This is a genomic window from Actinomadura sp. WMMA1423, assembly GCF_006547145.1.
Taxonomy (GTDB): Bacteria; Actinomycetota; Actinomycetes; order Streptosporangiales; family Streptosporangiaceae; genus Spirillospora.
In genome coordinates, this window is record NZ_CP041244.1 from 7330523 (window position 1) to 7342708 (window position 12186).

Sequence of the window (12186 nt, forward strand, 5' to 3'; positions counted from 1 at the left end):
GAAGGAGACGTGATGGAGCTGGAGAAGGTCTTCAAGGTGGGCGTCGGCGGCCCGGTCGGATCCGGCAAGACGGCGCTGATCGAGGCCCTGGTCCCGCGGCTGCAGGGCCTCGGCCACCAGGTCGGCGTGATCACCAATGACATCTACACCCAGGAGGACGCCGAGCACGTCCGCCGCACCCTGGCCGGGACGCTCGACCCCGAGCGGATCGTGGGGGTCGAGACGGGCGCGTGCCCGCACACCGCCGTCCGCGACGACCCGACGATGAACCTGGCGGCGGCGGCCGAGATGCTCGACCGCTTCCCCGAGCTCGACCTGCTGCTGTTCGAGAGCGGCGGAGACAACCTCACGCTCACCTTCAGCCCGGCGCTGGCCGACGTGTACATCTTCGTCCTGGACACCGCCGAGGGCGAGAAGATGCCGCGCAAGCGCGGCCCCGGCACCACGGACTCCGACCTCCTGGTCATCAACAAGATCGACATCGCCCCGTACGTCCGCACCGACCTCGCGGTCATGGAGCGGGACGCGCGGGCGGTGCGCGGCGAGGGCCCGGTCGCGCTCACCGACTGCCTCGTCGGTACCGGCGTCGCCGAGGTCGTGGACTTCATCGAGGCGCGGGCGGGGGCGGCGTGTACCTCGCCGGTGTAGGGACGGTGAGCGGCTCCGGGGGGACCGACCGCCTCTCGCCCGAGCGGTACCTTCCCCGCTGGGTGCCGGACGCGGTGCGGCGGCACGCCTCGGCCGTGGACATGCTCCCGGTCGGCAGCCCCGGCAAGGTCGGGCTCCTCGACCTGGAGTTCGAGCGCGTCGGCGGCAGGACGGAGCTGACCGGCCGCTACCAGAAGGCGCCGCTGCACATCATCCGGCCGCTCTACCCCGACCCGGCGGTACCGGACCTGCCGTACGTCATGCTCATGTCGTCCGGAGGCGGGGTCCTCCAGGGCGACCGCTACCGCGTGGACGTCTCCTGCGGCGAGGGTGCGTCCGTGCACGTCACCACCCAGGGCGCCACCCGGCTCTACCGGATGGAGCAGGACTACGCCACGCAGATCGTCGGGCTCACGGTGGGCCCCGGCGGCTACCTGGAATACCTGCCGGACACGACCATCCCCTTCGGCGGGACCCGCTTCTACCAGCACGTCGCCATCACCGCCCACCCGGACTCGACCGTCGTGGTGGGCGAGACGATGCTGGCGGGCCGGCTCGCCCGCGGGGAACGGCACGCGTACACGGCGCTTTGCAGCGACGTGGAGGTGCACGACACCACGGGGCGGCTGCTGTTCGCCGACCCGCTCCACCTTGTGCCGGAAGAACGGGCGGTGACCGGCCCCGCGGTGATGGACGACTTCGGTGTTCTGGCGTCCCTGTACGTCGTCACCACGGCCAGTCCCGCGCAGGACGTGGCCGACGCGATGCACGAGGCGCTCGCCGGCACCGGGCTGCGGGCCGGGGCCAGCGTCCTGCCCGGGGACCGGGGCGCCTGGGCGCGCGTCCTGGGGGAGTGGTCGCCCGAGGTCGAGACCGCCTTCATGGGGGCCTGGGACGCCGTCCGCCGCCTGCTGCTCGGAGTGCCCGCACCTGACCGGCGCAGGTGGTGACCCCGGCCATGGGGGACCCTGGAAGGGCGGAAGGACGCCTGCTCCACCGCGAGGCGGCCGAGACCTCCGTCCTGGACCGGGGGAGGAAAGGGCCGCTCCGGCACCCGGGGATAGCGCCGCGAGCGCTCCTCGACGTCGCCATCGGGGGCGCGGTCGGGGCCCTGGCTCGTGATCTGATCATCAAGGCGATGCCCGGAGCGCGGCACGGCTTCCCCTGGGGGACCCTCCTGGTCAACATGCTCGGCTGCCTCTTCATCGGGATCCTGACGACGTACCTGCTCAAGGGGAGGCCGCACCCCGTCGCCCGGCCGCTGCTGGTGACCGGCTACCTCGGCGGGTTCACCACGTTCTCCCACCTCATCGACGGGGTGCACGCCCTCGGCCGCGCCGGGGTCTGGGACCAGAGCGCCGTCTACGCGGTGGTCAGCGTGGTGGGCGGCTGGATCGCGGTCGCCGTCGGCCTCTGGGGCGGCGGGCTCCTGCCCTACCGCGCGGCGGGGTCCGAGGACGGCGCGCCGCCATGATCTACGTGCTGGTGCTCGTCGGAGGCGCGTTCGGCGCCATGCTGCGCTTCGTCCTCGACACGCTGGTCAAGCGGCGGTTCGGCAAGGCGTTCCCCTGGGGGACGCTGACGGTCAACCTCCTCGGCACGGGGATCCTAGGAGCGCTGCACGGCGCGAGCGTCAGCGCGGGCCCGGAGGGCCTGGTCGGTACGGGCTTCTGCGGGGCGCTGACCACGTTCAGCACGTTCGAGCTGGACACCGTTCACCTCTTCCAGGACGGGAAGTACGCCAGGGGCGCGGCGAACGTGCTCCTCTCCCTGGGCCTCGGCATCGGCGTCTTCACGCTCCTGTACGCCGCGTTCCAAGCGGTCTGACGCGCGGGTGCGCGGATGGGCGCCACACGGGTCGACGCCGGGAACTGGCTGAGCCGCGCGCTCGCGCTGTCCAAGGAGCCCGTGCACTGGCTCGACGCGGCCCGGACGGCGGTCGCGTTCGGCGCGGTGGTCGCGGTGGCGCTCGCCCTGGGCGAGGCCCGCGGCGGGTTGTTCGCCGCCTCCGGGATGGTGCTCGCGTCGATGCGGCCCACCACCGGCCCGTACCGGTCGAGGGCGCTCGGCCTGCTCGTCCCGCAACTGGCGGGTGCTGCGGGCCTGGTCATCGGCCAGCTCGCCGACAACGGCGGCTGGCGGACGGTGCTGATGACCACGGCGGTGGCCCTGCTGTCCGGGCTGCTCAGCTCGATCGGCAAGGTCATGTCGGGGGCCGCGCTGGCACTGCTGTTCCTGAACGTGATCGGCACCGGGCTGCCCGACGTCGGGTCGTGGTGGTTCCCGCCGCTCTGCCAGCTCGCGGGCGGTGCCTTCTTCGTCATCCTGGCGCTGCTGGTCTGGCGGCCGTGGAGGCTGGGCCCGGGGCCCGAGCACCGGGCGGTCGCCGAGGTCTACGACAGGGCGGCCGATCTGATCGACGCCGCCCCCCGCCCGGCCGACGCCCGGCTCGCGCTCAGCATGGCCATGGACGCCGCTCAGGACGCCCTGATGCGTCATCACCTCCGGAGGCCCGAGCACTGGGACGGGGAGACGCGGTGGCTGGTCGGCCTGCTCAACGCGGCACTGCCCCTGCTGGAGGCGCTCACGCCGCTCGTCCGGTCCGCGCGGCCCGCGCCGCCGGGGCTGCCCGAGGCCGTGCGGCGGATCGCCGGCGCCGTCCGGGGAGGGAACAGGCACGCGGAGATCCCGCCCTTCCAGGGGGACCCGCAGTTCGCGCGGCCCTACGAGTTCATCCGGCGGCGGATCCCGGAGGCACGCCCCGGGGATCCCGACTGGCTCGGCCTGCCGAAACCACTGGCGACCCGGGCCCACCGGGCCGCCCTGATGGCCGTCACGTCCCCGGAGGCCTGGCGGTACGGGCTCCGGCTGGCCCTGTGCATGGCGATCGCCTCGGCGATCGTCGAGTTCCCGGACGTGCTCCACGGCCTGGGACTCTCCACGGTGCATTCGCTCTGGCTCCCCCTGACGGTCGCCGTGGTGCTGAAGCCCGACTTCGGCTCGGTCTTCGTCCGCTCGCTGCTGCGGGCGCTCGGGACCATCGTCGCGACCGTCCCGACCCTGCTGGTGCTGGTGGCCGTCCCGCGCGGCTGGGCCGCGGTCCCCCTCGCGGCGTTCTTCGGCGGTCTGATCCCGGTGCTGAAGGACAAGTCCTACGCCCTGCGGACGGTGGCGATCACCCCGCTGATGCTCTTCCTGTTCGACATGATCTCGCCGACCCCCGCCGACGAACTCGTGCTCGCCCGCCTGGCCGACACCCTCCTCGGCTGCCTGATCGTGCTGGTGTTCGGCTACGCCGTATGGCCGGGAGGCCGCCGGGTCTGGATCGGCGAGCGGTTCTCCACCGGGTTCCGGGCGCTCGCCGACTACCTCGACGAGGCCTTCACCGGTTCGCGGGACGTGCGGGAGAGGGACCGGCGGGCGCTGCACCGCAGCCTCAACGCCGCCCGGGTCGATCTGCGCCGGGCGCAGGCCGAGCCCCCGCCGGCCGGCCGCACGGCCGCCGCCTGGTTGCCGGTCCTGGGCGCGCTCGACGCGCTCGTGGACACCGTCACCGCCGCGTCCGTCGAGGTCGGCGGCGGCGCCGAGCCCCCGCCGGAGCAGGAGGCCGGCGCCATCTCGTCGTATCTTCGCGAGATGGCGGCGGCGGTACGGGAGGAACGGTCGCCGCGGACTTGGGACCTGCCCGATCCGCCCTCCGGCGACGTCCTCGGCGACGCCGTCGTCCAGATCCGGCGCCTGCGCAGGGCACTTCCGCTGTGATCGCCGGGTCCTCGCCGGGAGTTCAGCCGGGCGCGCTCATCCGATGCGCAGTTCGGTGTCGAGGCCCGCGGCCTCCTCCTCGGCGCTCGGACGGAAGGCCATGAGCACGTCCACCGCCTTGCCGATGGCGTAGGTGAACAGGAAGCTGTAGCAGCCGACGGCGAGGACGGCGACGATCTGCTTGCCCAGCAGGGTGATCGAGCCGCCGTACGCGAGGCCCGCGATGGGGCTGCCGTACTTGCCGGTGGCGAAGAACCCGAGGAGCACCACGCCCACGATGCCGCCGGCGCCGTGGATGCCCACCACGTCCAGGGTGTCGTCGTACCCGACGGACGTCTTGACCTCGACGGCGTAGGTGCAGACGACCGCGACGACGATTCCGATGACCGTCGCGCCGAGCAGGTTGACGTACCCGCAGGCCGGGGTGATGGCCACCAGGCCGGCGAGCGCGCCCGTCGTGCCCCCCAGCCTGGAGAACCGGCCGAAGCGGGCCCGTTCGAGCAGCATCCAGACCAGCATCGCGACGCATCCGCACATCATCGTGTTGGCCACGGCGTTCGCCGCCAGGGCGCCGTCCGTGAGCGCCGATCCGCCGTTGAACCCGAACCAGCCGAACCACAGCAGCCCCATGCCGGCCATCACCAGGGGGATGTTCTTCGGCTCGGGAGGACCCTCCCTGCGGAAGCGCAGGCCCGGCCCGAGCACCAGCGCCAGCGCCAGGCCCGCGATCCCGGAGTTGAGCTCGACGACCAGGCCGCCGGCGAAGTCCAGCACGCCCCACCGGTTGATCCAGCCTCCCTTGGAGAACACCCAGTGGGCGACCGGGAGGTAGACGAGGGTCACCCACACCACGCCGAAGACCATCCAGGGCCCGAGCCTGACGCGGTTGGCGACCGAACCGCTGATCAGCGCGAGGGTGATGATCGCGAAGACGAGCTGGAACAGCGAGAACACGTACTCCGGGATGACGCCCCGCAGGACCGAGGGGGTGGTCTTCAGGAACTGCCACTTGCCCCAGCCGATGAGCCCGGACCCTCCCGCGTCGTTGCCGAACGCCAGGCCGTACCCGTAGAGGAACCAGATGACGGTCACGACGGCGATCGACACGAAGCTCATGTACAGGACGCTGACGAGGTTCTTCGACCGGACCATGCCGCCGTAGAAGAGGGCCAGGCCCGGCGTCATGAGCAGCACCATGGCGAAGCTGACGAGCACCCATGCCGAATCGCCGGTATTCAACCCAAATGACATGCCCAACTCCTGGCTTCAGGCAACACCATTGAGGTATGGGCATGGGGTGAGCACGTGAAACGCGCGGGCGGCGTGCACCGGACAAAATTCCGGTCATCGGACTTTGCCGTCGGTCGGCCCGGCCGGACGATCCGTTTCCTTTCGAATGTTCGGGCGTGCCGGGTTCAGAATTCACTTGCCGGAGAGCGTCCTCGGCGAAGGGACAAAAGACGTCCGGGCCGCGCCGGACGGTATTCGTCGGGACGCGCGGGGGCGTCGCCCGCTGCCGGGCCCCGGTCAGCGGGTGGGGTCTCCGGGGCCGAGGGCCGGGCCGTGGTCGAAGGTGAAGCGCGGCCCGGGCAGCCCGCTCGGCCTGGCTCGCGACGCCTCCGCGGCGCCCCGCCCGCCCAGGCGGTAGGCGAACAGGCGGTAGGCGACCTGGTCGCGGAGCCGCGGCAGCAGCGCGTACAGGGCGTCGCCGGGGCAGGAGGTGCCGTTGTAGTCGCGGTGCCCGACGATCGCCGCGTGCGGATCGAGATCGTAGACGTCGCAAAGCCACGCGCAGGTCGCGACGAGCCTTCGCCACAGCGCTGCGGTGGGCTCCGCGGTCATGTAGGTGCCCTCGTTCTCGATCCCGATCGTGTGGTCGTTCTGGCCGAGGGTGTGCGCACCGACGACGTGCCTCCTGGTGCAGACGGCCTCGAGGGTGCGGTTACGGCCCTCCATGAGGTGGCCGCCGCGGCTGATGGTGAGCTGCTCGCCGATGTCGTCCCAGCCGTTGGCGTCCATGTGGAAGTCCTGGATCGCCCGGGACAGGGCGAGGGCGTGGTCCGGCGAGTAGTCGGTGGAGTTCGCCGAGGCCGTGTGGTGGACCACGATGTGGTCGGGGGCCCGGTCCAGCACGGTCGCCGGCACCTTGGGAGGCCGCGCCTTCCAATCGGCGCGGGTGCGCAGGCGGGGCGTCGCCTGCGCCGAGGCCGCGGCGGGCGACCCGGCGACGGGGCCCAGCAGCGCGCCGCCCACGAGGGCGGCGGTGCCGCTGAGCAGGCCGCGGCGGGGGAGATGCAGATGTGCGGGCATGAGCGTTCCCTCCGGTCGTCGATCAGCCGACGGCGCGGTGTCCCGGGAGGACGACCGCGATGGCGGGCCGCCCGCCGGCCGGGCCGATGACCACGATCTTGCCCGGGAGCGCGATCGGCGAATCGGAGACTAGCGCCGCGGCGGCAGCCACAGACGCGCCTTGGCCTTGGGGGCCTGCTTGCAGTCGACGCTCACGGGAGCGTAGGCGTCCGGGTCGAGGGCCCCTTCCGCGGCCGCGGCGCGGTAGAGGTGGTCGGACACGACCATGCCGAGGTCGGCGTCCCGTGCGTCGGCCATGGCCAGCTTGAACGCGGGGGCGTCCAGCAGCCGGAAGAGGTGCGTGACGTCCTGGCCGAGCACGCCGTGCGCGTCATGGTGGACCTCGCCGCAGTGCACGGCCATCCGCAGCCGGAGGCGGGTGATGTCGTTGGCGAGCCGGTTGCTGCGGCGCAGCAGCGCCGTCAGGTGGTGGGCCAGGGGATCCAGTGCGGCGTAGGGGGCCACGGTCGGCGGCGCGACGATCAGCGCACCGTCGCCGCGGTCCTCGCGGTGGCAGTCCCGCCAGGGCAGCCGCGTCATGGCGAAGGACTCCTCCAGTTGCGCGTACATCGTGGCGCGGAGGAGGCGCTGGACGTCGTGGGTACGGCGCGGGTCGCCGAAGTTGGGAATGTCCAGTGCGATCAGGGTGGTGTTCATATTCGGAGCGGGCTCACTTGCCTGGGGCCGAAGGAAACGCGGATTCGTCTGAGATCAGGTGATCTGCCCAGAATTCTTCGAGTTCCTCTGCACTGAGCTCGTTCACGGGGACGGCCGGCAAAGGACGACCGGTGTGTATCGCCCATACCGTCATAAGTACCAGTGCCATGTACGCGTCCTCGCCGGCCGGTTCGCCGGCGGTGCGAGGGACGTCGCAGGCGCAACTCTGGTGGTGCATCCCTGTCCTTCCCCGAAGTTTCGTACGGACGGGGTCAACCTTGGCGCTTCGGCGCCGCAAGTGAGACGAGAACGCCGAACCCCGGATGACTCGGACGAGGCGGGGTTACCATCCAGTACATCCGGAATTCATCCGGGATGGTCCGGAGGTATCCCGGTTGCTGGCTGATGTTCCTTCAACGAGGCACTTGGTGTTTCCTGTAACCACCGCTACGAAATGTGTCATGTGACCGGACCGTCCCTGTCGGAACTGGCAGCATGTCCCTGCTGTAGACCCACAGAGGCTCTATCGTGGACGGAGTCGATCATGGCGGACGGGGTTTCCGGCAGCAGCTTCGCGCCGGTGGTCGCCCTTCTGGAGCACAACCGGCGCGCCGCGGGCGCGCCCAGTTATCAGGAGATCGAGGATATCTCGGCCGATTTGGCGAAAATCGGGCGCCCGGTTCATGGCATTTTCGTGTGCCGTGTTCCGCACTCGACTGCGCATGACCTCTTCAGGAAGTCCAGCCGGCGGATCCCGCGATGGGAGCTGCTGGAGTCCCTTTGGGCGACGTTGTATCGCTATGCCGAGATCAGGGGGCGCGAGACGGACCTGATGTTCTCCTGGGCCGATCTGGAGCGCAGCTACAAGGAGGCGCAGAACGCTCCCGACGATCCCGTCGAGAGGGCGCACCGCCGCGCGGCGCCCGTCCCCGCCCCCGAGGACGGCCCCGATGCCGGGCCGGGCGACGTGGAGCTCCGCGGTCCGATGGACTGGCACTCCTGCCTCGCCGGTTCGCCGTCGCCGGGCGGGGGTGTCGCCGGGAGCGACGGGCCTGCCGAGACCCGCCTCCGGGAGGTGGACGAGGAGTTCGTCGCCGAACTCCAGAAGCGCGGAGGCCGGACCCTGGTGCAGGCCTACCGGGACGTGATCCCGGACTGGTTCGAGCTCTACGTGCTGGCGGAACCGGAACTGGCCGAGATCAGGGCGTACGCGCCGCTCCGGGTGCCGGGCCTGCTGCAGACCGGCGAGTACGCCCGCCTGGTCATCGCGCATGACCTTCGCGGCATCCCCGAACCGGAACTGCGGCGCAGAGTGGATCTCCGGCTGAGCCGGCAGGACGTCCTGTACCGCCCCGGCGGCCCGAGGGTATGGGTGATCATGCATGAGCGCGCCCTGCGCGATGATCTGGGGAGCCCGGCGGTGCTGCGGGCGCAGATCCGGCATCTGATCGGGCTCGCGGGTTATGCGGACATCACGCTCCAGGTCATTCCCGCCCGGGAGACGGGCCGGCCCTTCGTAGACGGCCCGCTGACGGTGATGCGGTTCCCCGAAGCCCACATCAACGACATGATCTTCCTTGAGTTCCCCGGATACGGGCTATATCTGCGCCACCGGCGGGACACCCTTTTCTTCTGCGAGCATTTCGCGACTTTCATGATCGGTGCCCTGTCCCCGGACGAGAGCATTCGCTTCCTGCACGGCCTCCTGTGACCGCCTCCAGCCATCGGAATCGGACCTGGTGCTTTCATCCCCGATCTCTGGTCTCATGGTGGAGGAAGCGATCAGTCCCCGAAGGCTTCTGGAGGATCACGATGTCGAGCGGTCCCGAAGGGATCCAGGGCAGAGCCGACAAGGACCTCATGCGCGGGATCGACACCAGCGTCCCCCACTCGTCGCGTATCTGGAACTACTGGCTCGGCGGCAAGGACAACTTCGCCGTCGACCAGGAGGCCGGCGACCAGTACGCCCGCCTCTTCCCCGGAATCTTCGACCTGGCGAAAGCCGAGCGGGCCTTTCTCGGCCGCGTGATCCGCTACCTGGTCGGCGAGGCGGGCGTCCAGCAGTTCCTGGACGTCGGCACCGGCCTGCCCACCGAGGACAACACCCACCAGGTCGCCCAGTCCCTGGCACCCGAATGCCGCGTCATCTACGTCGACAGCGACCCTCTCGTCCTGGCCCACGCCCAGGCCCTGCTGGTGAGCAGCCCGGAGGGCGCCACCGCCTACATCGACGCCGACATGCGGGATCCCTACCGGATTCTCGACCAGACCATGTCCCTGCTGGACTTCGACCGGCCCATCGGCCTGCTCTTCATGGGCGTCCTGGGGCACATCACCGACGACGACGAGGCCCGGGGCATCATCTCGGCGCTGCTGGAGGCGCTCCCCTCCGGCAGTTACCTCGCCGTCAACGACGGCACCGACACCGACGCCGAATTCAACCGGGCGCAGCAGAGCTACGACGACACCGGTGCCGTTCCGTACCGGCTGCGCAGCCCCGAGGGCATCCGGCGCTTCTTCGAGGGCCTGGAGGTGGTCGACCCGGGCGTCGTTCCCCTGCCGCTGTGGCGTCCTGATCTCGGTGACCCGCGGACGCCCCGGTCGATGAACGCGGTCGGCGGCGTCGCCAGAAAGCCGTAGTCCGGCGGCCTCCGGTCGGCGGCCTCAACCCGCCCGGATTCTGAAGAATGATGCGGACGCCGGAAATGAAAGGGTTCTCGCTGATCAAACGTAATCCCCGGCGAAGCGGATATCGATTCGAGCTTGAGGGAGGACGCGGACGCTGTTAGCTTCACCCGGTGGACGACATGCGTGCACAGGCGGACGCGGTCGCGGGGTTCGCGGCGGCTCTGCGGGAACTGCGCGAATCGGTGGGCAATCCGCCTTTCCGGGAGATGTCCGGACGGTCGGGAGCGATCTCGCACACCACGCTGCATGAGGCCACGAAGGGCAACCGGCTTCCGAGCTGGGCGACCACCGCCGAGTTCGTCAAGGCGTGCGGCGAAGACCCGGCGGCGTACCGCGAACGCTGGGAGAGGGCGAACCTGGCGGTCAGGTCGGCGGGCGCCGAGCCGCAGACGCCCGGGACGGTCGAGGAGACGGCCGCGTCCGTGCCCGCTCCGCGGCCGGTCCCCGAGACGGCGGGGGAGACCCGGCCGCCCTCGCCCGTCCCGGACCGGCGAGGGCGCTCGCGGCCGGCCCGCCTGGCGAAGATCGCGCTCGTGACCGCGGTCATCGGGGCCGCGACGGGGGCCGCGGTCGTGTTCGCGGTCGACCGGGGCTCCGGGTCGGGCAAGGACGGCTCCGGCCCGTCCGAGCGGGCCAAGGCCGCGCTCTCCCCGGCGGACTGCCCGGTGCACGCGACCAACCCGGCGCCGGCTCCGCCCACCCACAAGGGCGATGCCGCCAGGTTCGTCGCGGACATCACGCTCCCCGACTGCACGCGGGTCGGCGCCGGGAAGACCGTGACCAAGGTATGGCGGCTCAAGAACACCGGGACGGTCCCGTGGGAGGGCTACTCGCTGCGCCGCCTCGACCTCCCGCAGAGGGCCGGCGACTGCCAGACCATCTCCGAGGTGCCGATCGCCGACACGGCGCCGGGCCGGGTGGTCGACATCCGGACCGACATCACCACGCCCAAGAAGCCGGCCCTGTGCTACGTGCGGTTCAAGATGGTGGACGGCGCGGGGCGGGTCGCCTTCCCCGGGAGCCGGCCCGTCAACTTCCAGGTCATCGTCGAAGGACCCTGATCCCCCGCCGCGGAGGGGCGCGGCGGGGAACCAGGGTCCGGGGAGCGGCGGGATCAGGAGAGGGTGATCCCGCTGTAGTAGGCCTTGAGGATGGTGGAGTAGCTCTGCCCCGCGTTGGCCTTGTCACGGGAGCCGTACTGCGACATCCAGTCCCCGGTGACCCAGCCGCCGCACGCCGTCGTCGTGGAGCAGTAGTGGGCCTCGAGGATCTTTCCGCCCCGGGTCATGCGGGTGCCCCACGTCGCGTCCACCGCGGAGCTCGTCGACGCCTTGGCGGAGCCGGGCTTGTACACCTGGCTCGACGTGGTGTCGTAGACGTCGAAGCACTGGCCGCCCGGCGTCTTGCGCGTCGAGTGCAGCGCCCAGTACCAGCCGTGGCTCTTGACGGCCATCGCCCCGGCCTTCAGGGACTCGGTGGGCCAGCTCGACACCCACTCGTTGGGCAGGACGTTCTTGACGTAGGTCTTGAACGTCACCCGGTCCACCCGATTGAGGGACACCCGGTACACCAGGATCGACGAGGGGAGCTTGCTGTCGGTCCCGTCCGTCTTGCATCCGGTCGGCGGCTCGGTTGAGCTCAGGAACTTGTGCGAGGCGTTCTGGTTCTTCAGGCTGGAGTTCAGGTTGCCCTTGGCCCCGGCCTTGAAGTCCTGGTACGTGCCGCCGTAGTTGCTGTTGTAGTAGACGCGGACGGTCTTTGTGCTGCGGTTCCAGACCGAGGCGGCCTGGTTCTTGACGCACTTCCCCTGCCCGTTGCCCGCTCCCTTGAAGTCGTAGCAGGAGGGCTGGGCGGTGCCGTAGTCGGCGACCGATCCGGTGAAGTCCGAGACCGACCCTTCGTTGCCGCTGTTGAAGTAGTAGCAGAACTCGCCGCCGTCGCAGACGCCGTCGCGGCCCGCCGCCGAGGCGGGCGCGGACGCCGAGACGAGGGCCGCTCCGCCGAGCGCCATCGCGGCGGTCGTCGCGGTGAGACGCGAGACGAGCCGCACGGTTCGTGTCGACACAGTCGTCTTCCTCTCCT

General features: G+C 70.8%; 12 protein-coding genes. 8 read left to right on the forward strand and 4 right to left on the reverse strand.

The features are described from left to right. Positions 1-12 precede the first annotated feature (12 nt). From ureG to FKD65_RS34065, 5 genes are read left to right on the forward strand one after another with little or no spacing between them, the layout of a single operon-like run. A complete protein-coding gene (gene ureG, locus FKD65_RS34045; RefSeq protein ID WP_141582568.1) occupies positions 13-648 on the forward strand; it encodes an urease accessory protein UreG in 636 nt (211 codons plus the stop codon). A gap of 5 nt (positions 649-653) precedes the next feature. After that, on the forward strand, positions 654-1598 hold the full coding sequence (locus tag FKD65_RS34050) for an urease accessory protein UreD (RefSeq protein WP_240809728.1): 945 nt from the start codon (positions 654-656) through the stop codon (positions 1596-1598). An 8-nt stretch (positions 1599-1606) separates the two neighbouring features. Continuing rightward, complete coding sequence (locus tag FKD65_RS34055) at positions 1607-2122, forward strand: CrcB family protein (protein WP_141582570.1); 516 nt, start codon at positions 1607-1609, stop codon at positions 2120-2122. Further along, complete coding sequence (crcB, locus tag FKD65_RS34060) at positions 2119-2475, forward strand: fluoride efflux transporter CrcB (protein WP_141582572.1); 357 nt, start codon at positions 2119-2121, stop codon at positions 2473-2475. Before FKD65_RS34055 ends, crcB begins: the two co-directional genes overlap by 4 nt. A 15-nt stretch (positions 2476-2490) precedes the next feature. Then, positions 2491-4410: an FUSC family protein gene (locus FKD65_RS34065; protein WP_141582574.1), complete on the forward strand. Its 1920-nt coding sequence runs from the start codon at positions 2491-2493 to the stop codon at positions 4408-4410. A 36-nt stretch (positions 4411-4446) separates the two neighbouring features. On the opposite strand, the gene FKD65_RS34070 is transcribed toward FKD65_RS34065, so the two are convergent. From FKD65_RS34070 to FKD65_RS34080, 3 genes are all read right to left on the reverse strand, one after another. Further along, complete coding sequence (locus tag FKD65_RS34070; protein WP_141582576.1) at positions 4447-5661, reverse strand: ammonium transporter; 1215 nt, start codon at positions 5659-5661, stop codon at positions 4447-4449. 276 nt (positions 5662-5937) lie between these two features. After that, positions 5938-6720 carry a peptidoglycan recognition family protein gene (locus FKD65_RS34075; protein WP_141582578.1) on the reverse strand — a complete coding sequence of 261 codons (783 nt, stop codon included), beginning with the start codon at positions 6718-6720 and terminating at the stop codon, positions 5938-5940. A 129-nt stretch (positions 6721-6849) separates the two neighbouring features. After that, positions 6850-7416, reverse strand: coding sequence for a hypothetical protein (locus FKD65_RS34080; RefSeq protein ID WP_141582580.1), 567 nt, complete (start codon positions 7414-7416; stop codon positions 6850-6852). A 544-nt stretch (positions 7417-7960) separates the two neighbouring features. On the opposite strand from FKD65_RS34080, the gene FKD65_RS34085 reads away from it, so the two are divergent. The 3 genes from FKD65_RS34085 to FKD65_RS34095 all read left to right on the forward strand — a co-directional run bounded on the left by FKD65_RS34085 (position 7961) and on the right by FKD65_RS34095 (position 11165). Then, entirely contained in the window at positions 7961-9127 is a 1167-nt protein-coding gene (locus FKD65_RS34085; protein ID WP_141582582.1) for a DUF5753 domain-containing protein, read from the forward strand. A 101-nt stretch (positions 9128-9228) separates the two neighbouring features. Next, a complete protein-coding gene (locus FKD65_RS34090; protein WP_205718336.1) occupies positions 9229-10056 on the forward strand; it encodes an SAM-dependent methyltransferase in 828 nt (275 codons plus the stop codon). 167 nt (positions 10057-10223) lie between these two features. After that, a complete protein-coding gene (locus FKD65_RS34095; protein ID WP_240810388.1) occupies positions 10224-11165 on the forward strand; it encodes an NBR1-Ig-like domain-containing protein in 942 nt (313 codons plus the stop codon). 53 nt (positions 11166-11218) lie between these two features. Here the strand turns inward: FKD65_RS34095 and FKD65_RS34100 are convergent, their stop codons facing one another. Further along, entirely contained in the window at positions 11219-12169 is a 951-nt protein-coding gene (locus FKD65_RS34100) for a SpoIID/LytB domain-containing protein (RefSeq protein ID WP_141582586.1), read from the reverse strand. Positions 12170-12186: the final 17 nt, after the last annotated feature.